Source organism: Rhodococcus sp. DN22 (assembly GCF_036669995.1).
In the GTDB taxonomy this organism is placed as follows: Bacteria; Actinomycetota; Actinomycetes; order Mycobacteriales; family Mycobacteriaceae; genus Rhodococcus_F; species Rhodococcus_F erythropolis.
Window position 1 is genome coordinate 84,239 of sequence record NZ_CP133327.1, and the last position, 26,238, is coordinate 110,476.

The 26,238-nt window shown below is 62.0% G+C and carries 26 protein-coding genes; 18 read left to right on the plus strand and 8 right to left on the minus strand.

The window, feature by feature from the left end; genetic code table 11:
- Position 1: 1 nt before the first annotated feature.
- Together RA302_RS30435 and RA302_RS30440 are read left to right on the plus strand one after the other, a co-directional pair.
- Positions 2–3,406 carry a Swt1 family HEPN domain-containing protein gene (locus RA302_RS30435; RefSeq protein ID WP_075835625.1) on the plus strand — a complete coding sequence of 1,135 codons (3,405 nt, stop codon included), beginning with the start codon at positions 2–4 and terminating at the stop codon, positions 3,404–3,406.
- Positions 3,407–3,746: 340 nt separating this feature from the next.
- The gene (locus tag RA302_RS30440; RefSeq protein ID WP_075835627.1) at positions 3,747–4,133 is read left to right on the plus strand and encodes a hypothetical protein; all 387 of its coding nucleotides are present in this window, start codon (positions 3,747–3,749) and stop codon (positions 4,131–4,133) included.
- A 137-nt stretch (positions 4,134–4,270) separates the two neighbouring features.
- On the opposite strand, the gene RA302_RS30445 is transcribed toward RA302_RS30440, so the two are convergent.
- Positions 4,271–4,924 (minus strand): hypothetical protein, encoded by a 654-nt coding sequence (locus RA302_RS30445; protein ID WP_143542515.1) that lies wholly within the window; start codon positions 4,922–4,924, stop codon positions 4,271–4,273.
- Between the two features lie 238 nt (positions 4,925–5,162).
- Between RA302_RS30445 and RA302_RS30450 the strand changes: the two genes are divergently transcribed.
- The 6 genes from RA302_RS30450 (at position 5,163) to RA302_RS30475 (ending at position 11,491) form a co-directional block, all read left to right on the plus strand.
- The gene (locus RA302_RS30450) at positions 5,163–6,326 is read left to right on the plus strand and encodes an IS30 family transposase (protein ID WP_075835631.1); all 1,164 of its coding nucleotides are present in this window, start codon (positions 5,163–5,165) and stop codon (positions 6,324–6,326) included.
- Between the two features lie 38 nt (positions 6,327–6,364).
- Positions 6,365–6,712: a DUF3024 domain-containing protein gene (locus RA302_RS30455; RefSeq protein ID WP_075835926.1), complete on the plus strand. Its 348-nt coding sequence runs from the start codon at positions 6,365–6,367 to the stop codon at positions 6,710–6,712.
- A 112-nt stretch (positions 6,713–6,824) separates the two neighbouring features.
- On the plus strand, positions 6,825–7,286 hold the full coding sequence (locus RA302_RS30460) for a recombinase family protein (RefSeq protein ID WP_223304383.1): 462 nt from the start codon (positions 6,825–6,827) through the stop codon (positions 7,284–7,286).
- Between the two features lie 53 nt (positions 7,287–7,339).
- Positions 7,340–8,482, plus strand: a complete 1,143-nt coding sequence (locus tag RA302_RS30465) for a tyrosine-type recombinase/integrase (protein WP_082893248.1) — start codon at positions 7,340–7,342, stop codon at positions 8,480–8,482.
- Entirely contained in the window at positions 8,479–10,938 is a 2,460-nt protein-coding gene (locus RA302_RS30470) for a tyrosine-type recombinase/integrase (protein ID WP_064074904.1), read from the plus strand. The genes RA302_RS30465 and RA302_RS30470 overlap by 4 nt, the downstream gene beginning before the upstream one ends.
- On the plus strand, positions 10,931–11,491 hold the full coding sequence (locus RA302_RS30475) for a DUF6262 family protein (RefSeq protein WP_064074903.1): 561 nt from the start codon (positions 10,931–10,933) through the stop codon (positions 11,489–11,491). Before RA302_RS30470 ends, RA302_RS30475 begins: the two co-directional genes overlap by 8 nt.
- A gap of 29 nt (positions 11,492–11,520) precedes the next feature.
- Here the strand turns inward: RA302_RS30475 and RA302_RS30480 are convergent, their stop codons facing one another.
- Positions 11,521–12,519 carry a recombinase family protein gene (locus RA302_RS30480; protein WP_075835633.1) on the minus strand — a complete coding sequence of 333 codons (999 nt, stop codon included), beginning with the start codon at positions 12,517–12,519 and terminating at the stop codon, positions 11,521–11,523.
- 307 nt (positions 12,520–12,826) lie between these two features.
- Between RA302_RS30480 and RA302_RS30485 the strand changes: the two genes are divergently transcribed.
- Positions 12,827–13,390: a helix-turn-helix domain-containing protein gene (locus tag RA302_RS30485; RefSeq protein WP_223304384.1), complete on the plus strand. Its 564-nt coding sequence runs from the start codon at positions 12,827–12,829 to the stop codon at positions 13,388–13,390.
- Positions 13,391–13,520: 130 nt separating this feature from the next.
- Positions 13,521–13,847, plus strand: coding sequence for a hypothetical protein (locus RA302_RS30490; RefSeq protein ID WP_052959781.1), 327 nt, complete (start codon positions 13,521–13,523; stop codon positions 13,845–13,847).
- A 251-nt stretch (positions 13,848–14,098) separates the two neighbouring features.
- Here the strand turns inward: RA302_RS30490 and RA302_RS30495 are convergent, their stop codons facing one another.
- Positions 14,099–15,136, minus strand: a complete 1,038-nt coding sequence (locus tag RA302_RS30495) for a hypothetical protein (RefSeq protein ID WP_075835637.1) — start codon at positions 15,134–15,136, stop codon at positions 14,099–14,101.
- A 276-nt stretch (positions 15,137–15,412) separates the two neighbouring features.
- Between RA302_RS30495 and RA302_RS30500 the strand changes: the two genes are divergently transcribed.
- A complete protein-coding gene (locus RA302_RS30500) occupies positions 15,413–15,643 on the plus strand; it encodes a hypothetical protein (RefSeq protein WP_075835639.1) in 231 nt (76 codons plus the stop codon).
- Positions 15,644–15,965: 322 nt separating this feature from the next.
- Here the strand turns inward: RA302_RS30500 and RA302_RS30505 are convergent, their stop codons facing one another.
- Positions 15,966–16,217, minus strand: a complete 252-nt coding sequence (locus tag RA302_RS30505; protein ID WP_047269172.1) for a hypothetical protein — start codon at positions 16,215–16,217, stop codon at positions 15,966–15,968.
- 242 nt (positions 16,218–16,459) lie between these two features.
- On the opposite strand from RA302_RS30505, the gene RA302_RS30510 reads away from it, so the two are divergent.
- The 3 genes from RA302_RS30510 to RA302_RS30520 all read left to right on the plus strand — a co-directional run bounded on the left by RA302_RS30510 (position 16,460) and on the right by RA302_RS30520 (position 17,996).
- Positions 16,460–17,086: an HNH endonuclease gene (locus RA302_RS30510; protein WP_064112232.1), complete on the plus strand. Its 627-nt coding sequence runs from the start codon at positions 16,460–16,462 to the stop codon at positions 17,084–17,086.
- Between the two features lie 82 nt (positions 17,087–17,168).
- Positions 17,169–17,438 (plus strand): hypothetical protein, encoded by a 270-nt coding sequence (locus RA302_RS30515; protein ID WP_075835641.1) that lies wholly within the window; start codon positions 17,169–17,171, stop codon positions 17,436–17,438.
- A gap of 261 nt (positions 17,439–17,699) precedes the next feature.
- Positions 17,700–17,996 carry a hypothetical protein gene (locus RA302_RS30520; protein ID WP_058228451.1) on the plus strand — a complete coding sequence of 99 codons (297 nt, stop codon included), beginning with the start codon at positions 17,700–17,702 and terminating at the stop codon, positions 17,994–17,996.
- Between the two features lie 93 nt (positions 17,997–18,089).
- On the opposite strand, the gene RA302_RS30525 is transcribed toward RA302_RS30520, so the two are convergent.
- The 4 genes from RA302_RS30525 to RA302_RS30540 all read right to left on the minus strand — a co-directional run bounded on the left by RA302_RS30525 (position 18,090) and on the right by RA302_RS30540 (position 20,918).
- A complete protein-coding gene (locus tag RA302_RS30525) occupies positions 18,090–19,253 on the minus strand; it encodes a site-specific integrase (protein WP_075835643.1) in 1,164 nt (387 codons plus the stop codon).
- Between the two features lie 40 nt (positions 19,254–19,293).
- Complete coding sequence (locus RA302_RS30530; protein WP_075835645.1) at positions 19,294–19,563, minus strand: CPBP family intramembrane glutamic endopeptidase; 270 nt, start codon at positions 19,561–19,563, stop codon at positions 19,294–19,296.
- Entirely contained in the window at positions 19,541–19,993 is a 453-nt protein-coding gene (locus RA302_RS30535; protein ID WP_338481215.1) for a hypothetical protein, read from the minus strand. The genes RA302_RS30530 and RA302_RS30535 overlap by 23 nt, the downstream gene beginning before the upstream one ends.
- Positions 19,994–20,258: 265 nt before the next feature.
- Positions 20,259–20,918 carry a hypothetical protein gene (locus RA302_RS30540; protein ID WP_075835649.1) on the minus strand — a complete coding sequence of 220 codons (660 nt, stop codon included), beginning with the start codon at positions 20,916–20,918 and terminating at the stop codon, positions 20,259–20,261.
- Positions 20,919–21,442: 524 nt separating this feature from the next.
- Here RA302_RS30540 and RA302_RS30545 point away from each other — a divergent pair.
- The 4 genes from RA302_RS30545 to RA302_RS30560 all read left to right on the plus strand — a co-directional run bounded on the left by RA302_RS30545 (position 21,443) and on the right by RA302_RS30560 (position 26,198).
- Entirely contained in the window at positions 21,443–21,688 is a 246-nt protein-coding gene (locus tag RA302_RS30545) for a hypothetical protein (protein WP_064074688.1), read from the plus strand.
- A gap of 138 nt (positions 21,689–21,826) precedes the next feature.
- Entirely contained in the window at positions 21,827–22,702 is an 876-nt protein-coding gene (locus tag RA302_RS30550; RefSeq protein WP_064074689.1) for a metallophosphoesterase, read from the plus strand.
- Positions 22,703–23,070: 368 nt separating this feature from the next.
- The gene (locus RA302_RS30555; RefSeq protein WP_197486185.1) at positions 23,071–24,687 is read left to right on the plus strand and encodes a DNA mismatch repair protein MutS; all 1,617 of its coding nucleotides are present in this window, start codon (positions 23,071–23,073) and stop codon (positions 24,685–24,687) included.
- Positions 24,684–26,198: a hypothetical protein gene (locus RA302_RS30560; RefSeq protein ID WP_064074690.1), complete on the plus strand. Its 1,515-nt coding sequence runs from the start codon at positions 24,684–24,686 to the stop codon at positions 26,196–26,198. The genes RA302_RS30555 and RA302_RS30560 overlap by 4 nt, the downstream gene beginning before the upstream one ends.
- Positions 26,199–26,238: the final 40 nt, after the last annotated feature.

The following is a 26,238-nucleotide window of genomic DNA, read 5'->3' on the forward strand; positions in this document are numbered from 1 at the left end:
CATGGCACTAAGCAACCGTGACCGCATCGGCCGCGCCTTCGAACTCTTCGGCACTGCGCTCGACGAGTTCCATACATACGTCCTTGCGAAGGAAATCCCTGCTGGCCAGGACTGGACCGCGCTGCTGGCCCTCAAGGATTCTCCAAAGAGTGGCAGCGGCAGGACTTACAGTCGCACCGATCCGCAGAATGGTCTGCGTATGGTCACCGAGCAGATCCCGAATCAGCTCCGCAAGGGTTGGTACCCGTACTCCGACCATCTCTCGCGCACCGAGCAGAGCTGGGCGACGGAGCTGCGTGATGTGCGAAATACTTGGGCGCACAACGGTTCCTTCACTGCCGATGACGCCTACCGCGCCCTCGATACTGCCGAACGGTTCCTGCGTGCGATCGGCGCACCCGACGCCGCAGACGAGGTCCGCCGCTCCAGGATCGACTTGATGCGGTTGAGCTCGGACAAGGAGGATCGCAAGGTCGTTAAAGCCTCTCCGGCCGCGGAGGTCGGCTCTGCCGGCCTCGAACCGTGGCGCCTGGTGCTGCGTCCGCACGAGGACGTGGCCAGTGGCAACTTCCACGCTGCCGAGTTCGCCGCCGACTTGGCAATGGTGTCGCGCGGTGAGGGCGATAGCGAATACACCGACCCTATCGAATTCTTCCAGCGCACGTTCCTCACAGAGGGCTTACGTGATCTCACCGTCCGTGCAGTCAAACGTCTGTCAGGTGATCTCAATGCAGCACCGATCATCAACCTGCAAACCAACTTCGGTGGCGGCAAGACCCACTCGATGCTCGCCGTGTGGCATCTCGCATCAGGTCGTCCACTGGCCGACTATCCGCAGGAAGTCCAAGACGTGCTCGCCGGCCAAGAACTCCCCAAAGCCCGCCGGGTCGCGCTCGTCGGCACCCAAATCCAGGCCGGCGCAGTCAAGGAGATGGCAGACGGCACCAAGGTCAACACGCTGTGGGGCCTGATGGCCTGGCAGCTCGGCGGCCGCGAAGCCTACGAGATCATCCGACAGTCCGACGAGGCGCGCACCAACCCCGGTGACGCGCTGCGCCAACTTTTCCAGCAGTTCGGTCCCGCAGTGATCCTCATCGACGAGTGGGTCGCCTACGCTCGCCAGCTCTACGGACGCGAGGACCTGCCCGACGGCACTTTCGACACCCAATTCACCTTCGCGCAGGCGCTGACCGAAGCAGCGAAAGCTGTCCCCGGCACCCTCGTGCTCATCTCCATCCCGGCGTCCGCCGAGATGAAGGACGGCGAGTACGTCGGTGATGAGGAGGAGGTCGGCGGCGAGAACGGCCGCGAGGCGCTGAAGATGCTCCGCAAAGCCGTCGGCCGGGTCGCAGATCAGTGGCGCGCCGCCAACGCTGAGGAGAGCTTCGAGATCGTCCGCCGCCGGTTGTTCGAAACCCCGGACAGTCAGGCCATCGCGAAGATCAACGCAACCTCACAGAAGCTCGTCGACTTCTACCGTGATCACCGCTCCGAGTTCCCTCGTGAGGTGCTCGAGAACGACTATCTGGACAGAATCCGCCGCTGTTATCCGATCCATCCCGAACTCTTCGACAGGCTCTACGAGGACTGGTCCACGCTGGACAAGTTCCAGCGCACTCGTGGCGTGCTGCGGCTGATGAACACGATCGTCGGGCAGTTGTGGCGGGAGAACGACACTGCACCGCTGATCATGCCCGGATCGGTGCCGCTGCGCGCCGACAAGGTTGTCACCGAGCTCGCCCAGTACCTCGATGACAAGTGGAAAGCACTGATCGACACCGACGTCGATGGGCCTAACTCCGCCCCAGCGCAGGTGGACAAAGCGAATACTTTGCTCGGGACTCGGCTGACCACCCAACGTCTGGCTCGCACAGTGTTCATGGGTGCTACCCCGACCCTGAGATCGGCGCATAAAGGCCTGGACAAGCAGCGGGTATTCCTCGGGACCGCCATGCCGGGCGACGTTCCCGGCAACTTCCACTCGGCCCTCAACCATCTCGCAAACACTGCAACGTACTTCTACAACTCCGAGTCGCTGTACTGGTACGACACCCAGGCCAACACCACCCGCACCGCCCGTGACCACGCAGAACGACTCCACAAAGAGGAGGTCTGGAACGAGGTCATTAAACGGCTGCAGACTCACCGCAAGACCGCCGCTGACGGGTTCACCGCCGTGCACGTGGCACCGGAGAGTTCAGCCGATGTGCCCGACCAGCAGGAGGTTCGCCTGGTCATCGTGCCGCCGTCACACACCCACACCAAAACCGACTCCGACGCAGTTGCTTGGGCCCGCGATGTCACAGAACACCGCGGCAACGCCGCCCGCAGCCATCGGAACATGGTTACTTTCCTCGCAGCCGACGCGACCAGGTGGAAGGAACTCGACACCGCGGTCCGCGACTTCCTCGCATGGTCATACGTACGCGACAACGCCGACAAGAGTCTGGGCCTGACATTCGCGCAGCGTGAGCAGGCTGTCGATCGGGTCGCCATGCACGACCGGACTGTGCGAGACCGCCTGCTCGAGACCTACCAGTGGGTGCTGGCACCCACCCAGCCAGACGCCACCCGTCCGTTGACGATCGAGGCGAAGAAAGATTCCAGCGGTGAGCAGCTCGCTGTCCGGGCTGCCGCGCGCCTGCGCAACGAGGGATGGTTGACGATTCAGCGTGGTCCGGCGCTGATCCGACACGATCTCGACGGCCGGCTACGCGCGGCCTGGGAACGCGACGGCCACCTCACTTTCGGGCAGTTGTTCGGTTTCTACACGACGTACCCGTATCTCGCTCGGTTGCGCGACCGCACAGTATTGGAGGAGGGCGCACTCTCGGTATTCGACGAATTGATTTGGCAGCAAACTGGTTTCGCGTTCGCCGACAGTTGGGACGGCACCGACTACGTCGGTCTGGTGTTGCCCTCAGACAAGGTGACACCGCCGCAAATGACGGATTCGCTGCTGCTGGTACAGCCGGCACGAGCAGAGGCACAGCGTAAGCGAGAAATCGCAGCTATCACACCGCCCGAAAACTCTGATGAAGGCGCCACAGGAGCTGACACAGATCCCGAGACAAATACCGAAGCGGAATCTGGTGAAACAGCGAGCGGGACATCCGCAGTATCTCGCGCCGGAGGAAAGCGAGACGGCGGAAAACCGGTCGTGGTGGCGCGAAAGAACCGATTCTTCGGCTCGACTGAACTGAACTCGGACTTCTACGTCCGCGACTTCAACAAAATCACCAACGAGATCATTCAACACCTCGCTGCCGCAGACGGAGTGCAACTCGAAGTGAGAATTGAGATCACTGCAACGACTCCTACAGGGTTCGATGACAACAAGATCCGAACAGTCAGCGAGAACGCCACTGTTCTCAAATTCGATCAGGCAGGTTTCGAGATCGAATAGCGCACTACGACCTTCCGCACGATGCTCCTGCAATCCCAGGGAAAGGAACGGTGAAGAGAAGCGCTCTCTGTGGCGAGAACGGATGGTTCTTCGATTTCGGACAGTCCCACTCCTGACAGAATCTGTGTTTTCTTTCCGGTCGGCTAATGGGATCGTGGAAGCTTGCAAAAACATTCCAGCACGACAGTCAGCGGATTCGATAGCAATAATTTGCCTAGTTCGGAAGCGGTCCAAGCCCAGGACGCTATGCGACGCCTACAGCATCCAGTTCCACGGGTGCGGGACAGTGTCTGTTTCAACAAAAATTATTGAATTCAACTGATTGTGAGGAAGTGGCTCGATGGCGAAGGATGGCTGGGAGTTTTGGCGAGTTAACCGTGTGTCGAGCGGTGAACTTGAGTGGCTTGCGATCACTCGACCGGGAGCGCGCGCTGCAATCGATCGGCAAAAGGTATGGACGCTTCTGCCGAAAAGTCGTGCGTTCGTAGCGAATTGGTACCTGACCGAGGACTATGGCCGTGAGGATGACCAGTATGAATGGACCTACGAGAACATCGATTCGACGGACGCGCGCGCCGTTGCACTCGATGTACCGGAGCCTTCAGTCGCGGCAGTGTCTCGGTTGATGCATCCGGAGTCATGTCTCACGTTGAATCAGATCGATCGATATCCTGTGGACAAACTCTTAGGTAAACGAGTCTACGAAAAGCTTGAGGCGCGTCGCTGATTATTTCGCCGAAACATCTGAAGACAGCTTCCGATGGTATTCACGACATCTTCACATATTGCGACACTCACGATGCTGAAGAATTCGGTTGAAGGCGTCACTCGTACGGCCCCTGCTTACGGCACCCACCTGCGCATTCATCGTACGAAACCGCCATTTCGTTGGAGCCACTGGAGTGCTGCAAGTGGAGAGTCAGGGATGCTTGTGTTGACTGGCGTCGGTGACGCTGGATCAGGAGTGGTCGCACCGAATTTGTTCCACGGGAACTTGTCGAACAGGTCCGTATAATGACCGTTGTTGAGCTCAATTTCATCTCCACTATCGAACCACTTCAGCACACCGCACTTGCTACGGTCTGACTCCGTGACCTGAGCTCTGTGATGAATGATGTCGTTGCGAACCAGTCGGAGATCTCCGAAATAGCCGACCTTCACCTCGTCAGACTTCCTCTCAGTGAGCGTTGCCAACCGATGTCGGTAATCACCCTCCCACTCTTCGTAGAACGAAGGTATCCAGGCACGGTTGAACCATCGAAAGATCTCGGTTCCAGGTCCAAAAGTCGTGAGCTGGTTGTCAATCTGCTGTGTCGTCAGCGTCGGCTCGACGACCAGTTGGATGCCATCTTTGTGGGCAAAATCCAAGTAGATTGGCCGGTTTCGACTCACGGAATAGGACTGACGGACTTTTAGAAGGGCTATGACTGCTCCACCTGATGGCGCTAGCCGAGCCATCATCACGTGTCGGCGTAATGACTCGAATACGTCTTCTGCCAGTTGCTGCGCGTCTTCCATGTGCCAATCCTGCAGGAGGGTACCGACATGAATTCTCGTAAGCGAGCGGGTGGGTGGTGAGTACTTTTCTGTGTTGCCGCTGGTGCGTGTCAGCAGAATCGACCGTATGCCATAGATGGGATGTTGACTCGCGAACTCAGAAACGCTGAATGTCATAATTCCTGTCGAGAATGGATCTTGGTCTCAACACGTCAACGCATCACTACTGGTGACATGATGCGTGATCGTGGAGGCATGGATGGGCAACAAGGCGCTCGGGTTCACTATGGATCAAGAGAACACGATCTGGGAGATGTGGCGTCGCGGTGATTCGCTGAGTGCGACCGGGCGGGTCCTCGGGGAGAGTGTCCCTCAGATCGGCCGGTTCCTGCGTAAATCCGGCGGTATCCGGCCGCTCCCACGTCGTCGGCGAGCATCGCATCTCACGGCCGGGGAGCGTGAAGAGATTTCCCGTGGGATCGCCGCCGGTGACAGCGCTCGGACGATCGCCGACAAACTCGGAAGATCCCCGTCCACGATCGCACGGGAGATCGCCCGCAACGGCGGCCGCGAACACTATCGGGCGACCCCGGCGGATGCCGCAGCGTATGTCCGCGCACGCCGCCCTCAAATCTCGACTCTCTCTACCAGGCATTTTCTGCGGGAGGTTGTCACAGGGAAGCTGAGTGAGCAGTGGTCACCGCAGCAGATCTCCGCCTGGCTCCGGCGCGAGTATCCGTCCGATCCGCAGATGTGGGTTTCGCACGAGACGATTTACCGTTGCCTGTATATACCGTCGCGACAAGTATTCGACGACACAAAATTTCACGAACTGCGTACTGATCGGCGGATCCGCCGGCCTCGTGGGAAGAAACGCTCCCACGGGCGCGGGCAGATACGGAACAGGGTCCCCATCGATCACCGCAGCCCAGCAGCGGATGCTCGTAGCGAGCCCGGACATCTGGAAGGTGATCTCGTGTTCGGCACCCGCCCGTCGGCGGTCGCGACTTTGGTGGATCGGCAATCACGCGTCACCCATGTGGTGGCATTGCCGGACGGGTACCGGGCCGAGACGGTTGCGGACGCCTTGATTGCCTATCTGGGCCGGTTGCCTGCGCATCTGCGTCGGTCGTTGACGTGGGATCGGGGACTGGAAATGGCCGCGCACGAGCGCATCACCGCAGCACTCGACCTGCCCGTCTACTTTTGCGCCCCGCATCATCCGTGGCAACGAGGGACGAACGAAAATACGAACGGGCTCCTGCGCCAGTACCTGCGCAAGAACGCTGACCTGCGCACTTTCAGCCAGGAGGGCCTGAATTCGATCGCGGCGAGACTCAACGATCGGCCTCGTCGGGTGCTCGACTGGGACAGTCCACGACAACGAGAAGACCAGGTGCTCGGTTCCTCCGCAGTTGGATAGCAAAGCTGGCCATAACGGCGGTTGGCATGATGATGGTCATGGCTGCCACCGGACTCCCCGAACTCGATGTCGCCCGTATCGTGAAGTACTGCGCCAGTAGAGTTCCCGATCGTCTGCGTCATGAGATTCGGGTCGAATGCGACATCGCGCCGCGCCATGTCACGATCTGCGAATGCCGGCCGCCGTGGCGTGAGGACTTCGGCCCGGAATGGACGCGATTCCCGATCGCCCGCCTGTATTACACGAAGAAAACCGGGCTGTGGACTCTGTATTGGCGGGACCGGAACCTCAAATTTCACCGCTACCAGTTCTTGGATCCGAGCCCTCACGTTCAGGATTTGCTCGATCACATCGAAAGCGGTGGGGATCCGATCTTCTGGGGTTGATCCGTTATCCTCGGTGATGCGTTGACCTATTGAGACCAAGATCGTTTTTCGACACCGTCCTGAGTCGACGTACGCCCAGCTCATCCCTGTCTGAAACTCGTGTCGTAAAACTATGTCGAATAACCCTGACGTCGGGTATTTTCGACAGATGTTGTTCGGTTACGCACGAGTCTCCAGTGCAGATCAGAATCCCGCTCACCAAGTCGACGCGTTGGCGCGGGCGGGCGTCGAGGTCGAGAACATTCATGTCGATCACACCGGCGGCGCGAAGGCGTCACGGCCACAGTTGGATGCTGTTCTGCAGCGAATGCGCGACGGTGACACGCTGGTGATCACCCGCCTCGACAGGCTGGGCCGGTCGGTTCTGCATCTGATCACGCTCGGTGCCGATCTGCGTGGGCGGGGGATCGGGTTGAAAGTCCTCGAGCAGGGAATCGATACCGCCACCGCCGAAGGTCGGGCGATGTTCGGGATGCTGTCGGTACTCGCGGAACTTCAGCGTGAGCTGATTGTGGCGATTATCTATACGCGTCGGTTTCCTGTGAGGGACATGGGGTTACGACACGCCTGCTGACGTCCCTCGCGGATATCCCACACCCAGTGAGTGACGGGGATTAGCTTCGAAGTGTGAATGGTCCGTTTGTTGCCGAGAAGGCGATCGGGCCTGTCGCCGGCAAGGTGACGTGGCTGGTGCTCGATGATCGGCTCGATCCGGTCGATGAGGTCACCCAGTTCGCGTTGTATCTCGACGGCGGCGGCGCGAGCGTCAACACGTTGCGGGCCTACATTCCCCGGCTTGCCCGGTTCCTGAATTGGTGCCATTTCCAGGTAGTGGAGTGGACCAAAATATCTCTGCCGCAACTGATTTTGTACAAGCGGTCACTGGAAGCGGAACCGGGACCCTCCGGTCGGGTGCGTGCCGGCAAGACGGTGAACGCACACATCACGGCGATCGTCGAGTTTCTCAGGTACTGCGCCCGGATGGGCGTGATCGACGACGCGGTCGTCGACAAGTTCGTCGAGGCCAAACATCTGCGCTTTGCTCCGGAGACGATGCCGCAGCGCGAAAACGGCGCGCATCGATACATCACCGCGAAGGTCATCAAGGCCAAGGAAGTGACGCGGCCACCGGAATCCCTCAGCGACGACGAGGTGACCGCGCTCCTCGTAGCGACGGCGAACGTCAGGGACTTCCTACTGATCCAGTTGATGGTCGAGACCGGATTGCGTGTCGGCGAGACCCTGGGGTTACGCCGGGAAGACCTGCATTTCCTTCCGGACTCGAAGGCCTTGGGCTGCGCCCTGCCCGGCGCCCATCTGCATGTGCGACGCCGGGCCAACGAGAACCACGCGCTCGCGAAGAGTCACTACCCGCGCAGTGTCCCGGTCGGCCCGCAGACGACCACGGCCTACCGCGACTACCAGTACGAACGTGATCGGCTTGTACCCGACAGTGGATGCGATTTCGTGTTCATCAACCTGTACTCGACGTCGGCGCCCGATACCGCCATGAGATATCAGAACACCCGAAACTGCCTGACCCGAGTGGCTCGCCGTGCGGGGGTGGAGGCGCGGCTGCACATGTTGCGGCACACGGCGGGTACGTCATGGGCCCGCGCGGGCACCCCGATCGACGTGGTGCAAAAGTTGATGGGACATCAGAGTCCGGTGTCGACGGCGAAATACCTGCACCCGTCCGACGAGCAGATGCGGGCCGCCGTGGACGCCGTCGCACACCGGCGGAACGCGCACGCGAAGACCATCCGATGAGCGCGGTGGCCGCCGCCGGCCATGCGATCACGCCGGGCGACGGCGACCGGTGGCACACGTTTCTGACGGAACGGCTCGATGAGCGGTGGCGCCCGAACGAATGGGACCCGCAGACGCTGATCTTCACCGGCGATCCACACAATCAGAAAACCTTTGTGTATTTGTGCGCCCATCCGAATTGTGTGCACCCGACCGGGGTTCGCAACACCATATGCTCGTTCTGCCTCACCGAAGCCAAGCCGCACAGCAAAACCCTCACGCGCCGCTTTCACGACACCATCGTCGAACCTTGTACGGTCGCCGCCGCCGACGTCCGTTGCGCACGTCCCCGATACTCCACCGCCGGTTTGTGTTTCACACACCAGAGCCGGTTCGCGCACGCGGCGAAGACCCGCGGCATCGGCATCACCGAGTTCATGGCCGACGCGCAACCACTCGGTGCGCTGGCAACCTGCGCGGTCGGGGGCTGCAGTCACCAGGTTTTCCACCCCTCGACACCACTATGCCAATCCCACCGCAGCCAGTATCGGGGCCGTCAGGACCGCGGCGAGCCGCCGATCGACGCGCACGAGTTCGCGGCCCAGGCGCTGCCGCTGATCCGCTCGCACGAATTCACCCTGGCCGGGTGCACGGATCTGGTGCGAGCGGAGCTGCTGTGGATCCTGCAAGAACGCGACCGCCGGGGATTCGGAATCTCCCTCTTGCGGATGCGTAATCTCGTCAAAGCCGCCCACGGCGCGCGCACCCTGTTCGAGGCCACCGCCTCGGACGCGCACGTCGTGAGCTTCCTGCGGATGACGTTGCCGCTGCTGCGGCAGCAGCGGGGCGCATTCGAGGGAATCGATCTCACCGAGCCGGACCGGTGGGGCCCCGAGGTCCTCGACCGGTTCCCCAGCGCCGCGGGCACCCGCAGCCGCAACCTCGTCATCGACTGGTCCGCCGTCGGCTGCGGCTGGCTACGCATGCTCGGCAAGACATGGGCCAAGGAAACCCTGCCCCGATACGAGCACCTGAGGCCGTCGCTGCGGGCACTGACGTGGGCGTCCGAGGCCCTCGAGTTCGGCCCCGCCTTCACCGATCGTCGTGCTGCGGGGCGCGGCGACATCGCCGCCATCATCGACCATTGCCGCCGCAAGACCGCCGCCACCGGTGCGCCTTTCGCGGGCAGCTACGCCGACGACAGACTGGGGAACATCAAGGCTGTCCTCGGGTATTGCCGGTCCGCCGGACACATGGACGAGATTCCCGGGGCATTCGCGCTCACCGCCGCGCACCTGAAACAACGACCGGTCCCTCCTCACCGCGACGACGACGAACCGGGGCGGGCCCTGCCCACCGAGATCGTCGAGGTCCTCGACCGGAACATGACGTTGTTGCGGCCCACGTTCACTGCCGGACACCGCGTCGAGGGATGGTCGAACGACGACTACGCAGTGATGCGGCAGACGATCTATCAGCTGCTGCGCGACACCGGCCGGCGACCGGGAGAAATCACCGCCCTGCGCCGTGACTGTCTCGACACCGATCCCGGTGGCGGCCCGGTGCTGATCTACACCAACGCCAAGGCCAACCGACTCGGGCGCCGACTGCACATCACCACCGCTGCCGCGGCGGCGGTCAGCGCCTGGTTGGCGCGGGTGACGACCCTGCGGCCCGATCGCCGCACCGCCCACCTGTTTCCGCAACTGGATCTGTCGGACCCGTGCTCGGACAAGCACTTCAAGGCGTCCGCGTTCGGCGTCATCTTCCGCCAGTGGGTGGACTCGATCGACGAACTGGCGCCCTTGATCCGGACGGTTCCCCACCCCGGTGGCCTCATCGATCGGCGGGATCTGGTCGCCTACTCGCTGCGCCACACCTACGCACAAAATCATGCCGACGCGGGCACTCCCGTCGATGTGCTCGCCGCTTTGATGGACCACCGCGACCTCGCCGTCACCCAGGGCTACTACCGCATCGGACACCACCGCAAGCGCGAGGCGATCGAACGCGTCGGCAACATGGTGATGGACCGGCGAGGTGCGCTGCGTCCCACACCCGAGCTCATCGAATATGAACGGCGAACCGTCTCCACGCTTCTCGGCGGATGCGTCGAACCGTCGAACGTCAACTCCGGCGGCAAATCCTGCCCGATCAGGTTTCAATGCGGTGGCTGCGACCACTACCGGCCCGACCCCTCCTACATCCCCGAAATCGAGCAGGAAATCCGCAAGATCAAGGCCGACGTGAAAGAGGCCGAATTGTGCGCCGCACCGCAAGTGGTGGACAACCTGCGCTACAACCTCGCCATGTTCGAGGGCATCCTGACCAAAATGACCACCCACCTGCACCGACTCGACCCCGACGAACGCGCCGCCCTCGATGCCGCAATCGGCACCATCCGCCAAGCCCGCGAACACCAACGGCACTTTCTGCCGCTGAGCGTCGCCCACCGCAGAGGCGCTGTCGATGACTGACACCCGCACCGACAGGCTCCTCACGGCCCGCCGACAAGCCAGCCGCGACAAACACGCCCACGCCCTCCGCGCACTCGACCAGCTGGTGCGATCCGGTACCCGGATCACCTACGCGCGGGTCGCCCGCGAGGCCGGCGTGTCGACGTGGCTGCTCTACAACCAGCCGGAGCTGACGACCGCAATCCGGGACGCGATGGCCCAACAGAGCCCACCCCGACACCCGCCAGGCCCCCTCACGTCCGGGGACAGCCTGCGCACCGACCTCGAACTCGCCCGGCACGAGATCGCCGCGCTCCGCACCTCCGAACGCAAGCTCCGTGAGCGGCTGCAACGCACCCTCGGCAACGAAATCGAACAGATCGACCACTCCCAGCTGGCCGCTCGCATCGCCGACCTCGAGGCCCTCGTCGCCAACCTGCGTGTCGACAACGCGCAGCTACGCGAAACCAATACTCGGTTGGTCGAGCTGACCGACCAGCAACGCGACGACCTCGAGACCGCGAACATCCTGCTCCGCCGGTACATGAAAGAAGCCAGCCGCTCGCACCCATGATCGGCGAAACACCTACACCGGCCGCGTGGCTATCGGCTTTGGAGAGAATGGTCGGGGCACAGAAGTGTTGGCGAGGTGCACCAGCCGGCGTCGGCGAGCCACCGTTGCACCGGTACGGGTAACACTGTTCTTGCCGCGGTGGCGAGCTCTCCGGTGAGGATGGGGCCATCTCCGCACAGGGCGCAGGCAACGTCGAAGACCGGCAGGTCGGGTTCGCACTGGCGACAATGATGTTGGGCTACCAGCTCGCCACGCCGGTCTTTGTCGGGACGAAGCCAGCTCACCGCGAGATCGTCGCGCTGATGCGCCGCCTCGGCTCGGGTGGTCGGTTCGTGCCTGCAAGTGGGGCAGGCGCGGGTTGTCCTGCGTGTCCGGCTCGGCCGGGGGACAGTGCCGGATACCGAACCGGACTCCGGAGCCGCGGGCTCGGGAGTTGTTGCGAGAGAGACTGTTCCAGTAGTTTTTGCTGCTGCGGCTTTGTTCAGATGCCCGTAGACGGTAGTGCGAGGCACGCCCAACATGTCGGCGATCTGGACAACGGTGTGTTCACCGCCGTCGTAGAGTTGCTGCGCGAGCTGGACCTGATCGTCGGTGAGTTTCGGTGGGCGTCCGCCCTTGCGGCCGCGAGTCCTGGCCGCCGCCACACCTTCCCGGACATTGTTCACGGCGAGCTCACGCTGGAGTTCGGCCAAAACCGACAGCATTTCGAACATCGCCCGGCCCTCGGCGGTGGCGGTGTCGATGCCCTGCTCGAGAACCTTCAAACCTACCCCGCGCTTGCGCAGGTCGGCGCCGAGCGTGATCAGGTGCAGCACCGAACGACTGAGCCGATCCAGGTGCGTGATGACCAGGATGTCGCCGTCGTCCAACAGGGCGAGCACCACATCCAACTGAGGGCGGGAGGCCTTCGCGCCGCTGACGTGATCGACGTGAATGTTTTCAGTGGTAACCCCCGCCCGGCGCAGCGCGTCGATCTGGTGGGCAGGGTTCTGATCTGCGGTCGAGACCCGGGCATATCCGAGCAGCATCCGTCGACAATACCCCGACGGTGGTTAGTCGACATTGATTTTCGACGGTGTTTTCGACACCTCTTTCGCTCGCATCGGAGGGACACCCGCCGACTCGGATTTCATTCATGTCAGGGTGTCGGGCTCGGCCCTCATTTTTCGAAACCTCGCCCATGATCGGCGACACCGCCGATCGCCTCATGCTGGCATCCACCGCTCGTCACCCATGTAACTCACCAGAGCGATGTCGCCGAATATCCTGATTCCCCAGCTGAAGAGGAGAATCCTTCCTGCCGTCGTATAGATAACGGCGAACACTCGGGACGGCTTGGCTGCTGCGCGGGCGCGCGGCAGAAAGGGCGGGCGCCCCTCGAAGCTCACCGACGATCAAATCGCACTTGCTCAACGGCTGTACGACGCCGGAGAGAATACGGTCGCGCAGATTGCGGCGATGTTGAACGTGCCCCGCACAACTGTGTACGGCCATCTCAACAAGAACAAGTCAGCTTCGACCCCCACAGCGCATCCTCGCGGGGACGTTCCTGTGAATTCTGTTGTGCCCATGCGAGTGCCACGCACCTGCCCGACGTGTGGTTACGAGCCGAGTACACGAGCGGAAGCCACTCATCAACGCGGCGACCTGGCCGTTGCATGGCTCCACCCGGATGTCGACGATCCGAATGCGGTCGTCATCCGTTCGCACTGTCGCCATTGCGAACCCGAGCCACCCGCTTTCGACGTCGCGTGCGCCGTATGCGGTGACGGTCCAATTCTTGCCGACACCTTCGCACACGCCGCGACAGTCGAAGGCCTCCCGGTTCCTGTTCAACAATGGCTGACTGCCAGTGGGTGGAATTTGACGCCCACCCTCCTGTGCCCGGACCACCGATGAGAAGCGGCGATATGGATTCATCAGTGAAAACCCAAGCGGACCTGCGTAAACGAATAGTGCACGGTTGGAATACCGACACTCCACCAGTCGATCGAACAGCGTCCACCGCCAATCGGCTGGAGGATGCATCATGAGCGCCGCACTGCACTCCGTCTCGGGCATTCCGAACCGGAACCTCGGCGCGGATGTTGATACCGTCGAAAAGAAACTGCGAGCCATGCTCGCCGCCCTCGACGATTCCCTCGCCGGAATCAGCGATGCTCGCGAAGCCCTCCGAGACCTGTACTCAGGTCCAACCGCGTCGGACGAAGTCGAAACATTCCTCGCAGGCGAAGCCTCCAACCAGGACATCACCACCCACCTCGACGCCGCAGCCCGCAGTCTGCGCGCAGCTCTGGCAGTCATTCGCAGCCAAAAACAGTTGACGACATCGCAAATCCGTGACGGCCAACTGTGACCGATCCAGCGAACAAGCGGCCCGCGAATCCGGAAACGGAACACCGAACCAGGGCGGGAGTGATCCGCCACAACGTCTTCGGGGTCGCAGCCCTTGCTGTCGCGGCCCTGGACTTCGTCATTGGCACCCGGACCATGTTCGTCGCGGGAGTCCTCGCCCTCACGGCCTCTGCCTACAGCTTCACCAGAGCCCATCGACTTCGAACACGTTGATCTCCGAAGCGCGGATCTGATCGACGAAGGGCGTGAACGCTATTCGTTGTCATCGGCGAGGATCGCTGCGATCCTCGCCGCCAACGCCTCAGCCTCCCGCTCCACGTCGTTCAGCGTCTCCCGCACATTCGCCAACTGTTCTTGCGCCCGCGCCCGCGCGTGCCAACCCACTGCCGGATCCACATCACTGAGCGTCGACACCGGTGGGCTGTCCGGCTCGTCCTCTAGCTCGGGCATCCGGGGCAAACCATCCCAGCCCGACCCCACGTGCCGGCCACCATTGCCAGATAGGTGCGCGGCCACGATCTCCCCAATCGCCGTCGCGCTCAACCCCCACCGAGCGCGCGCACTCTGCCGCCACCGCCCCATCCCCAGGCCGCCCCAGCGATCGATTGGCACCACTAGCGGGCCGTCTCGGACCACCTGAGGCAAAGCTGCGTACGACTCTTGCGACTGCGCGGTCATCGGCTGAGCTTTCGCGAGCGCGGCCGCGACCGCCGCCGTCGAAGGCCACCTGTCCACATACGCCAACAACCGCGCCCAGCGCAGAAACACCGCAGCCGGGCACATGCGCGGATCATCGTTGGCCGGCACCTGAATCCACACCTGGCCAACCTGAACCTGCAACGTCGAGTTGACTACCCGCACCTGGCTTCGTTGCAGCCGTTCGATCTGCCCGTAGGACATTCCAGCGGCCTTCGACAACACCAACAGCAGCGCATCCCGGCGGCCGAACAATCCCGACGGCCATCCTGCTGACGGCAGCGCTGCTACCACCTGTGCGGCCTCGCTCGACGGCCACTCGTGACCGCCACCGCCTCTCACGGCCCTCGCATCGGCCTTGGCAGGCACTGGGACCTGAGCGTGCATATGAGCTGCCCGCACAGCCGCCAGTCGTTCCCGTTGTGTCGACAACGCCGCCGGATTGGCGCGCACGAATCCGATCAGCGTCTCACGGTCTGCCGGTATAGGGGTGGCGCCGACACCGATGCACCAATCCGTGAACAGTGACCACCGCGCTCGATGGCGTGCAGGCAGCAGCATGCCCACGCGTTCGAGTTCATCGTGATCGTGCATGGCCCTACGGTATCCGCCACGGTCCCGCCGCAAATCGTGCGCGGCGCTTCCTTGCCGAAGCTCTGAACCCTGTCCGTCGACGCGGACCTACGAATCGTTCGTCGAATGCCCCGTTCACCGGTGGAAATGCCGTGGCCTACGCGGAGGTGAGCCCGACGGCTGCGCTGTTCGACGGTGCCGCACACCGGAACCCCGCCAGAGAGAGTTGTCCCAACAGCAAACGCCGAGCCGAGGAGCACACGATGAACGCCACTGACGACATTCACCGACGACAACATGATCTCGACCGCGTTGCACAACGCAGCGGGCGAGGGCGCCATGCTCGTCGTGTTCGCCGACGGTTCCACCACTTCCGGTCCTCGTGTCCTGGTTGAGGGATTCCTCGAGGTGTCGACCCAGGAAGTCGCCCGCACCTTCGACGGTGCTGTCGTGGCCGGTTGGATCGCCGACGCGGGCACTGACTGGCACGCCGCCGTAGACCGCTACCGCCGTGAGATCGCGGCCTGAAAGCCACCTGCACCCGCAACCCCCCGAGCGGGTGCAGGTCTCCCCCGCAGCCGGAACGTCAGCCCTCCCCCCGGGTGATGCGTTCCGGCTGCGGCATTTCTGTGTGCGACAGAACCCGCCAGTGACTGATAGTTCCGCGTGGTGGACACCAGCCCATCCCTGCCGGCCCTGGGGCTGGCTGTCCAACCATTTCCCATATCCGAGCCTGCCTCGGCGAAGTCGACGGACACGACAACAACGTGCAGCGACCAGTACGAAAGCGGTGCCTCGAATAGCTATTCGGGGCACCGCTTAGGCTTTTTGTGGGTCGGCTGTGTCGCTGCTACGCGCCCCAAATCAGTGCCGCGCCTGCGACGACAGCGGCAATTGCACCGCCGAAGAGCAACGGGAACTCCTGACTCACCGTCATGCGTATCCGCCCCTGATAGGACGCGAAGCCGATCGCAAAGGCAGCGATCCCGACGACGAGGGCGAACCACCAGAACCCGTCGAACTTGCCCACGAGTTCAGCGACGCCCGGGGGTGCTTCCGGCGAGAGTTGCGGGATCTGTGTCAGGGCAGGGGAAGTGGACATGGAGCCTCCGATGATGTTGGTACGAACCGACCGAGTTCTGCCGGTGATTTCACATACAACTCTTCCCTACGTGCCTATTGGCTGCGGCACACCGTCACACCAGCTCGTACCCGAACGGCGCCGACGCTCGCAATGTCACTTCACGTTCCGAGTACGCGAACGCTCCCGGTTGTCTGCGATTACTGTCCAGCCGCCTACGCTGGTACCGGTAGCAGTCCAAAACCGCGGGAGGTGCACCGCTGATGACATTCGGAAACGACGCACCACAGCCACTTCCCTCGATGCCTGAACCCGCGCCGGAACCTCATGCATTCCAACTGACTTTGATCGGCGAACCTCAACCAGTCCGGATCCCGGAACGGATATGGCGATCCTGGTTCGAGAACCCCGCGATCGTGGCTCGCTTCGAGTCCAAAAGATACCGGCGGCTGGACGACCAATGCTGGCCATGGACTTCCGGGGTGTCATCAACAGGCTATGGATCCTTCCGCGCAGCAAGCCTGCCAGGCCCCTCGCGTCGGGGAACAGTCCCGGCCCACCTGTTCGCATTTCAGCTCGAATACGGGGTAATTCCACGGTTGGGCTGGTCCAATGCCGACGACGCCGTGCTGTGCCATCAGTGTGACTTCGCTGGCTGTACAAATCCGACTCATCTGCGACTGGGCACCCGTCGCACAAACCGCGGCGAATACGAACTGCGCCGCCGCAACATCGCCAGCCCTCTCGCAGACGTACGCGGACCGGCCGGCCGCACCCGGGCCATCGCTGACGCTGTCCGAGCAGGCCTCGAACGAAACGAAGACAGCACCGAAATCGACCGTCGAATCTATCTCGCAGAACAGGCCGGACTGCCCTTCACGCTGTGGTAACACGATGTGCCACAGCGGCCGCCGAAATCGCTATGGTTCACGTGACGGACTCAGCAGCCCACCAGAACCGAGGAGATATTCGATGGACGAAGAAGCGAAAAACCGCGTGCGAAACGAAATCCTAGATCTCGCTGCGGGCCAGGCAACCCTCGTTGGCAAAGGCGCGAAGGAATTCGCGGTGCTAGCCACGGAACAAATTGACGACGCAGACACGGCGATCAAGAGTGGTGACCCAGATGGCGTTGCGACCCAACATGTCCAGCTCGCGAATGCTTACGCGACACTGGCATTGGCCGCATCCAATCAGGCGCTCCTCTTCGAGCGGCTACACAGCTCCGCTCTCAATCAGTAGGTATCCAGCCGAACGCTCGTCTCATGTCTGGAGCCCGGGGAGCCCTCGTCTCGTCAATTAACCAGGGAGTCTCCGGTCTCACGATGATCGAGTGCGCCGAGCGTGCTCGACAATGTATGTGCGACGTCAATCGTTCGAAGGCCGAGTCAATTCCTACGAGGGACACGTGCCGCGCCCTCCTCCAGGGCCCCGCATCGTGAGGAGGCAGCCACGCCGGAACCTCCGTTTCGGAAGATGCACGACCAGAAAGGCAATAGCGCAATGAATGTCCCAAATCACGCAACGCACGGCCAGGACGCAAACATCGTGGCACTCGGGTTCACCGGGGCGGACCGCTACAACTTGGTCCGGATCTTCCGAGACGGCGGACCCTCAAACACTGCCGATGCAGTGCTCCTCGACGAATACACGCGACGAGATGCAGAGTCCTTGGCGGCCTACAACAAATTCAAGATCCACCAGAGCAAACAACTTATCGTCGCCGCTCTCATCGGGATAGCGCTGTTACTCAGCGCTCCGTTCGGCATCCACATGATCATGGACCTGATTCAAATCTGATTCACATATGCCGGTGTGGGCACAACCAATTCCCCTCGTAGATGCACCACGCGAGGGGAATTGGCGGGCGTAGGTCGCCCTGGCGTCCAGTGGTCAGAACCCGAGATCCATGACTGCGTTGTTTTGTGCCGGATTGCGTTCGCGCGCATAGATTTCAACCGTGGCCGGGGACTTGTGCCCGGTCTGACGCATGATCGAATGTGTACTTGCGCCATTCGACAGCGATTGTGTGACGAACCCTGCGCGAGGCGAATGCCCACCCAACATCATCACCTCCTCATCGCTGAACCCGGATGCACTGGCCCGCATCCGAATCACGCTGTGAATCGCCGCCCCTGACAACCCGGATTCGCTGATGTTCCCGTGCCGGTCGATCTTCCGGAACAACGGCGCCAACCCATCAACCGGGGAGACACCGCGATCGCGGCACACATGATGAGTGAACGGTTCGGTCCGCGCCAGCTCCGCGATCACCGCGGGCCGGCCTCCCGAATCGAACGCACACACCACCTGATGCCATCGCCGGTACGCGCAGACCGGGCACCGGTGATGATGACCCCGCCCGAACGGCGCCACCTTGGTCTGTCCGACACCGCTCTGGTCCGACTTCGACACCCGCACGCGCAGATGCAGTCCGTCCTCACGGTGCATCCGGCCATCGGCGAGGACCAGGTTCGCGAGCTCCGATCGCCGGAACGCACCAGCAAAGCCAAGAAGCAACAGCGCAGAGTCACGGCGTTCACGAACCCGGTCAACCCAACTACTGCACCCCTCACGAGCAGTCACCAGGATGTGTTCGATGTCGTCGAGCAGCAACGCTTCTCGCTGTCGGCTACGTCGGTTCGGATCGCGCGCAGCTTTGCGTTGCAAACCGGCCAGCGTGGACGCCACCAACTGACTCGTGCCCGGCGGCGGCAACTCCGCGGCCCTGTGGAAGAAATTGATCGACGCCACCCACCTGCGCAGAGTCGTCGGCGAGTACGGACCCATGCCCTCCCGGGGTTCGGAGGCGGCTTCTGCCAGGTACGACGCCACCGTCTCCGCGGCCGCCGGCAAGGCATCGAGTTCGTTCGCTGCGCACCAACGAGCGAACCGATGCCAATCCGAGCGATACGCGCGGGTTGTCGTCGAGGCCTGCGATTGACTGACCGCTTCGACGACACGGGCCTTCGCTTCGTCGCCCCCTCTGCCCCAGGGCGAGAGCTGTCCTCTAGCCGAAGTGGTGGCGGGGAGGTTCGGAATCGTTGACGGATCCATATCTGGAACCGTAGCGGTGCCCTCTGACCTCACCGACCGATCATTGGAGCCAGTTCACGATCCCCCACGCATCCAGATTCCACACCAGATGCCCGACAATCGACGGCCACAGTGATCGTGTTGCCAGCGTGAGCGGGTAGAACAGTGCACCGAACGTGCACGCGAGAAGCACATTCCATGCGCCTTGATTGCTGTGGTGGAAGCCGAATGCGACGGTGGAGAGTAGACCGCCACCAATGATCGAGACGATCGTCAGCGCGCGTCTGCTGATCTGGCTCTCGACACGGTCAGAGCAGCAGCCCGGGGCCACGAAAGAGGACCTCTTCCCAGAGCACACCAGCTGAGATCGACACGATCACCAGACCCGTGGAGAGACCGGTGTACCAGTTGATGCGGTCAGTGGAAACGATCGCCGGCGTTATCGATGTGGCAGAACGCAACAGAGGATCCAACACCCGTAACCAGACGAAGACGAGGACGAGGGGAGCAACAACACCCAGTAGCAATGGCTCGACGGGACGGTGAGGGATCCTGATGGGGCGCGGTATTCCAAATCCGGATGAGAGCAACACGCTTCGTATCGATGTGCGACGGTCGACCTTTTCAAAGTATGTGACCATCAGCATGATTCCTGGAATCACGATGGCTCCGTACATTGCACCCGCAATGACTTTCGGTAGGGCAATCGGTTGCGTGAGGCCGTCAAAGACTAAGTACGCAGCGAAGACGAGCACGAGCATCGTGAAGGCGGCGTAAACCGCGACTGGGACCGGAGCAATGCGAAGGCGAATCGCAGGCGCCGACGCTGGCGGTCGTGTCATTCCGATATTTGATCAGCTCTACGCGGCGATCGCGGAAGCAACACGCCCGCACCTCAACTAGTGGAGTCCTCCGTGGACGCCGAGTCGAATCCACAAATCGGCCATCACGGCTGAACTGTCCCGATGGCCACTCAACCGGACATGAATCGGCCCCGATCGAGTGATCGGGGCCTACTGAGGCAGGTCAGATCGAGCACAAAGTGAACAAGTGCAATGCGGACCGAGCAACTGCATGACGATCGTTGAGGTCAACGGGCCACTCCCCCACCTTCTGCTCCTCATTTCGGGAGCGGTCGGTCACATAGAACACCAGAAAACCGCCTTCGCTGGTGGTGACCCCGGCGGCTCGGGCGCGCAGGTGGTCGGCGTTCCACACAAGGGATCCGTTCACGAGCAGCGACATCTCATCCTGGTTGATCCTCGTTTGTATGTCGTAGTCCGAATCCGACTGCACCGGAGCATTCGCAACATTGACCATCTCAACCCGATGACCTTCGCTGAACGGGAAGGGAACCGCGTCGCGGTCGTAGAACAGCGGCTGCAAGGTTGCCGAGCCGTCGACTACCACCGGGCTCGACGTACGAAGGACGTGTTCGTGTGGACGGACAACAGTCACCAGCGTTTCGGGCCGGAGATGCACAGTCACCAGTGACGCTCCCGCTTCGTCCAGTAGGTCGAGTTCGGTAGACCACCGGTCGATCGCTTTCACCGCCTTCACGGTCGGTTCGGTGACGTTGCCGTCGGCGTCCTTCATCCGGACAACGTCGCAGGCCCGGAGATCGGATGCAGCGAGGATCTCGCTGCCGTCGGTGCGGGAGATTTGGCGTGGCTGCTTTGTTGTCATGGCAACAGTCGACCAAGGCGTTGTCGTAAGTGCGGCACCGTGAGATGGGCAGCCGGTGTTGTTGCCGAGTGGAGCAGGCGGCTTGTTCAGGCTCTTCAGCGTCGTTGTCAGCGGCCCTGTAGAGCGACGAATCGCCTGCAGGTAGGGGTAAGGGCTCCCCGGGCGACATTCGGCCGGTCCTGGGATTTCGGCCATTTTCACCGAATGTTCAGACTCATTGAATCTGATGTTTCTCCGCGGCATCGACCTGGGAGGAATCATTTTGGTTGAGCCGGCGGGATTCGGTGCGGCTCAAAGTACCTGAGGCGCGTAGAAGCGCCAAGGCCGTCCTTAAGGTGCAGCGAGTTCCGTCGATCCTCGCCACATCTCGACACCGGGCCACATCAAGGTTTTCGAACTTGCCGGGCGGCGGTTCAACATGCGTTGCCTGTACTCGTGGGGTTGGGTAAGTGAGGTCTCGTCGAGAACGTCGGGTACAACCGAGACGAGGTCGGGGAGACATCGGTAATTTCACGCTCGGTTAGATGGTGCCGCACACCACACCTGGCTTGGTGACGATTCGACGGTGGCGTGTCTACATCACCTTCGAGTTCGGCGGTTTCGTCCACACTGCAGTATGGGAACGTACGCCGGCGGGAGTAAAGTTGACCGGAACAGTGGTGGTGGGGCCCACCACCAAATGCGGTGTTCGCGCCGCCAACGGTCCCTACCTCGAATCGAGCGACGTATCGCTCGGAAAGGTAGGCCGCTCTGCCGCATCGCATCGGTGAAGGCACCGGAAAATACCGCGACGGTGTGGCTGCCGATTCTCGGCATCGTCGACACCTTTCGGGGCGTCGTCGACGCGCAGGACCGCTCGGAACTTCACCATTCTTCGAACAGCAGAGATCACGGCCGAAGGTTCCGCTATGTACACAGCTCACCAGCCCACGACGGGACGATTCCTCAACTCTCCCAACCGTATTGCGATTGCAGGGGACTGGCATGCCGACACTCGATATGCGGTCGAGGCGATCGAACATGCAGCCAAACGCAATGCGAACGTGGTAGTCCATCTCGGCGACTTCGGGTATCGCTTCACCGACGCCTACCTCGATGCACTCGACGCTGCTCTCACCGAGTTCGATCTGGTCCTGGGTTTCGTGGACGGCAATCATGAAGCGTTCGACGCGCTGTTGGCGCGTCCCGTCGCACCGGACGGTCTTCGGTACCTGCGAGAACGGATCGTGCATCTGCCCCGTGGATTGCGGTGGTCGTGGGGATCGACGACATGCCTGGCGATGGGTGGCGCGTACTCCATCGATCGGTTCTTACGGATCGAGGGCACGTCGTGGTGGCCGCAGGAAACGATCGACACCGGCGAGATGGACGCGGCGATCACCGGTGGCCTCGCGGATGTCATGTTCTGTCATGACTGCCCGGCCGGAATTCCGGTTCCCGGAATGCAGCGCGATCGGTACGGCTTCCCACCACGGGAATTGGCCGCGTCGGAAGCCAATCGGCAACGATTACGGGAGATCGTCGATCACGTGCAACCGGCACGCCTGTGGCACGGCCATTTCCACCACCGTCACCAGGCACTGCTGCACGGCACAGGTTATCGAACGCTCATCGACGGTCTGGGCCGCAACCATGATCCGATCGACAACAACATGGTCGTGGTGAACCTCGCCGATCTCGGTCGTCACCGGTGGAGTTGTCGAGGGCAATCCGCGGCGTCGGCTCCCGGGTTTTCAACGCCGGAGGACCTTCCCGACGGTGTCCTTCCGTCGTATACCGCGTGAGGGGTGCCGCGGCGATCGAACCGCCGCCATAGCAGTCCTCACTTCCGATGTCCGCCTGCTCGTGTGCCTCGGAATCAGACAGGGTCGGCTCGTCCGCGCATCCTGCGCTCACATGTGCTGTTCTTCTGCACGGCACGGGATTTCGAGTTCTTCGACGCGGGTTCGGTGACCGCATGCTGGTCAGGCAGGATCGACACGGAGTATTCTGATAGTTAGCTTGCATGGCGGTGGGACTCGCCACAATGTGCGCTCATCCGGCATCCGTACGGGTGGAGCCAACGGTTCCTGGTCAGATATTCGATGCTGACCGGGGCCGCACTGATCACGAGGATCTAACAGCTCGGTCGACTGACCGAGAGGAGATCCGGATGAACGTCCGACCGCCCCTTCCAATGCACAATGTCGACGCCATTCATCGCACGTACGCACCCGACGACGACGCGGCAGCTATGACAGCCGAGAGTTTTCGCAGCATCCTCTTCGAAAACCCCGCAACCGCACCACCTCTCGAGACGAATCCGCCCGAGTTCTTCGGCGATCTGAACCTCGAGCAGGTCGTGACATCGATCGTCGCCGGCCACGAGGAGTACGACCTCGAGCAGTTCTTCCACACGGCCCTGACCGATACCGCGGCGATCACCTACCGACACGAGGTCTTCCGCGACGTGCAGATGGAGGAGGTGCGGTCGGCGGTCGACGAGTTCGCGGCCGGGATGCACGAGATGCGCACACACCTCGCCCGTGCCCGTAAGCGGTACTACCCCCGCGAACAGCAGGCCTGGTTTCTCATGGCTGTCCGCGTTTTCGCCGTGGCCACTACCCGCTTGTCCGACAACCTCACTGTTCTGTCCCTACGATCGTCGGGTCTGCGTAGATTCCGCGACTACCTCGCCGATTATCTCCAGGGCCCGGAGTTCTCCACGCTGCGAGGTGATCTGGACAATGTCGAGCGGGCACTGTCGGGCATCCGGTACTGCCTGATCATCAAGGGTGACCGCATCACGGTCCGAAGATATGACGGCGAATCGGACTACAGCACTGAGGTGGAGAGAACATTCGAGAAGTTCAAGCAAGGCGAGGTGCGTGAGCACCATCTCCGCAACACCGCCGGGTGGGGGTTGAACCACGTCGAAGCGCACGTACTGGATCTTCTCGCCCGACTACATCCCCGCGAGTTCGCAGAACTGAACCAGTTCTGTCAGCACAACCGTGGATTCCTCGACCGGGTCATCGACGACTTCGACCGCGAGATCCAGTTCTACCTCGTCTATCTCGACTACCTCGACCGGTTCGAACACGCCGGCCTGCAGTTCTGCTACCCCCACGTCACCGATCGGTCCCATGAGGTCAGCGCGTTCGACACATTCGATATCGCGCTCGCCGAACGCCTTGTTCCCGAACGAGCGGTGGTGTGCAACGACTTCGCACTGACGGGCCGAGAACGCGTCATCGTGGTCAGTGGACCCAATCAGGGCGGCAAGACCACCTTCGCGCGCACCTTCGGACAAATGCACTACCTGGGCCGCCTGGGCTGCCTTGTCCCTGGCCACCGGGCCCGATTGCATCTCTACGATCACCTGTTCACACATTTCGAACGCGAGGAGGTCATCACCAACCTCAGCGGCAAACTCCAGGACGAACTCGAGCGGATTCACGACATTCTCGACCAGGCCACCAGCGAGAGCATCGTCATCATGAACGAAACCTTCACCTCCACCACCGTCAAGGACGCCCGTCTTCTCGGCGGCGCCGTGCTCAACCGGATCATCGACCGCGGCATGCTCGGTGTGTACGTCACGTTCGTCGACGAGTTGTCGAGGCTGAACGAGGCCACCGTCAGCATGGTCGCCGCCGTCGACCCCGACGATCCGGCGCATCGCACCTTCACCCTCGTCCGCCAGCGCGCGGACGGCCTGGCGTATGCCCTCACGCTCGCAGAAAAGTACCGCCTGACCTACCAGCAGGTGAAGGAACGTCGATCATGAAAGCACACCTGATGTACCGCAGCCGCGACTTCGCCGCCGGAACCGAACTACCCTCTCACGCCACCGATCTGAGGAAAGACCTCGAACTCGACACCATGCTCGATGCAATGGCCGAAGGTGATTCTTTCCTGCGCGGTGTGGCCGACGCCGCGCTGCTGACGACAGTGACCGACCCGGATGCCATCATCTACCGGCAACAGATACTGCGCGACTGCTTCGCGCAGCCCGCCGTGGTCACGCAGATGTACCAGCTTGCCGTCGAGGCGATCGAACGCGAACACAAGCAGTACTATCCACTGCTGATCCATTCCCCCGATCCGGTCCTGCACCGATCCATTGAGGTACTCGAGATGTTCCTCGACATGCTTGCCCGACTCAAGAACATCGGAGCCGAACATTCCGCGGAGTTCACATCGGAGGGGTTCACGACACTGTTCACCACGCTCGCCCGTGAACTCGACGACACCTTCTTCCGTAGCGCGCGGGACCAACTCGAGCAGTTGCACTTTCCTCAAGGTGCGCTGCTCAGTGCCACCCTGGGCGAGGGCAACAAAGGTGAGAGATACGTTCTCCACGAACCGCCTCATCGGCGGTGGTGGGAACGGATTTTCGCGATGCAGGAGCCGGTCTCCTACAGCTTCGAGATCGCCGACCGCGATATCGCCGGCGCACAGGCACTGGGCGATCTGAAGGGACAAGGGGTAATCCTCGTCGCTAACGCCCTCGCCCAATCCGCCGACCACATCCTGAGCTTCTTTCGGATGCTGCGCACAGAACTCGGCTTCTACATCGGCGCCCTGAATCTCGCCCGGCACCTCGCCGCACTCGACGAACCCATCTGTTTCCCCGAACCCACGCGCCCCGGAGAAACCGTGTTCACCTGCACCGGAATGTACGACGTGGCACTGAGCCTGACCGCCGAAGATCGTGTGGTGGGCAACGACATCGCCGCCGACGGGAACACACTGGTGATGATCACGGGCGCCAACCAGGGTGGGAAGTCGAGATTCCTGCGCAGCGTCGGGCTTACCCAACTGATGATGCAAGCCGGACTGTTCGCGCCCGCACAATCGATGCGGGCCACTGCGCGCCCCGGCGTCTACACCCATTTCAAGAGGGAAGAAGACGCCGCCATGCAGCGCGGCAAACTCGACGAGGAACTTCACCGGATGAGCCGGACTATCGACCTGATGCCGACGAACGCGATGTTGCTGTGCAACGAATCCTTCGCCTCCACCAACGAACGTGAAGGCTCGCAGATAGCGAGTTCGATCCTTCACGGGCTGGTGGACACCGGAACCACCGTCTTCTTCGTGACCCACATGTTCGACCTCGCCGACAGCCTCCACACCGAGGCCAGCGACACCACTCTCTTCCTCCGCGCCGAACGGAGACCGGACGGGGAGCGCACCTTCCGGATCATCCCGGGCGCACCGTTGCCCACCAGTTTCGGCGAGGACCTCTACCAGCGAATCTTCGGAGTGCGCCTCGAGCATTCGTCTCTGATCTGACTGCTACCTGACACGAAAGATGCGATTCTCGACGGGAGTG

Excerpts from the sequence above, each read along its gene's own strand:
- RA302_RS30445 (WP_143542515.1), bottom strand. The coding sequence starts at position 4,924 with ATGGAAGACGCGCAGCAACTGGCAGAAGACGTATTCGAGTCATTACGC.
- RA302_RS30540 (WP_075835649.1), bottom strand. The coding sequence starts at position 20,918 with ATGACAACAAAGCAGCCACGCCAAATCTCCCGCACCGACGGCAGCGAG.
- RA302_RS30515 (WP_075835641.1), top strand. The coding sequence starts at position 17,169 with ATGGACGAAGAAGCGAAAAACCGCGTGCGAAACGAAATCCTAGATCTC.
- RA302_RS30510 (WP_064112232.1), top strand. The coding sequence starts at position 16,460 with ATGACATTCGGAAACGACGCACCACAGCCACTTCCCTCGATGCCTGAA.
- RA302_RS30455 (WP_075835926.1), top strand. The coding sequence starts at position 6,365 with ATGGCTGCCACCGGACTCCCCGAACTCGATGTCGCCCGTATCGTGAAG.
- RA302_RS30520 (WP_058228451.1), top strand. The coding sequence starts at position 17,700 with ATGAATGTCCCAAATCACGCAACGCACGGCCAGGACGCAAACATCGTG.
- RA302_RS30440 (WP_075835627.1), top strand. The coding sequence starts at position 3,747 with ATGGCGAAGGATGGCTGGGAGTTTTGGCGAGTTAACCGTGTGTCGAGC.
- RA302_RS30535 (WP_338481215.1), bottom strand. The coding sequence starts at position 19,993 with ATGCTCGTGCTCGTCTTCGCTGCGTACTTAGTCTTTGACGGCCTCACG.
- RA302_RS30500 (WP_075835639.1), top strand. The coding sequence starts at position 15,413 with ATGATCTCGACCGCGTTGCACAACGCAGCGGGCGAGGGCGCCATGCTC.
- RA302_RS30560 (WP_064074690.1), top strand. The coding sequence starts at position 24,684 with ATGAAAGCACACCTGATGTACCGCAGCCGCGACTTCGCCGCCGGAACC.
- RA302_RS30555 (WP_197486185.1), top strand. The coding sequence starts at position 23,071 with ATGAACGTCCGACCGCCCCTTCCAATGCACAATGTCGACGCCATTCAT.
- RA302_RS30550 (WP_064074689.1), top strand. The coding sequence starts at position 21,827 with ATGTACACAGCTCACCAGCCCACGACGGGACGATTCCTCAACTCTCCC.
- RA302_RS30525 (WP_075835643.1), bottom strand. The coding sequence starts at position 19,253 with ATGGATCCGTCAACGATTCCGAACCTCCCCGCCACCACTTCGGCTAGA.
- RA302_RS30495 (WP_075835637.1), bottom strand. The coding sequence starts at position 15,136 with ATGCACGATCACGATGAACTCGAACGCGTGGGCATGCTGCTGCCTGCA.
- RA302_RS30435 (WP_075835625.1), top strand. The coding sequence starts at position 2 with ATGGCACTAAGCAACCGTGACCGCATCGGCCGCGCCTTCGAACTCTTC.
- RA302_RS30475 (WP_064074903.1), top strand. The coding sequence starts at position 10,931 with ATGACTGACACCCGCACCGACAGGCTCCTCACGGCCCGCCGACAAGCC.
- RA302_RS30505 (WP_047269172.1), bottom strand. The coding sequence starts at position 16,217 with ATGTCCACTTCCCCTGCCCTGACACAGATCCCGCAACTCTCGCCGGAA.
- RA302_RS30480 (WP_075835633.1), bottom strand. The coding sequence starts at position 12,519 with ATGCTGCTCGGATATGCCCGGGTCTCGACCGCAGATCAGAACCCTGCC.
- RA302_RS30450 (WP_075835631.1), top strand. The coding sequence starts at position 5,163 with ATGGGCAACAAGGCGCTCGGGTTCACTATGGATCAAGAGAACACGATC.
- RA302_RS30470 (WP_064074904.1), top strand. The coding sequence starts at position 8,479 with ATGAGCGCGGTGGCCGCCGCCGGCCATGCGATCACGCCGGGCGACGGC.
- RA302_RS30490 (WP_052959781.1), top strand. The coding sequence starts at position 13,521 with ATGAGCGCCGCACTGCACTCCGTCTCGGGCATTCCGAACCGGAACCTC.
- RA302_RS30545 (WP_064074688.1), top strand. The coding sequence starts at position 21,443 with ATGGTGCCGCACACCACACCTGGCTTGGTGACGATTCGACGGTGGCGT.
- RA302_RS30460 (WP_223304383.1), top strand. The coding sequence starts at position 6,825 with ATGTCGAATAACCCTGACGTCGGGTATTTTCGACAGATGTTGTTCGGT.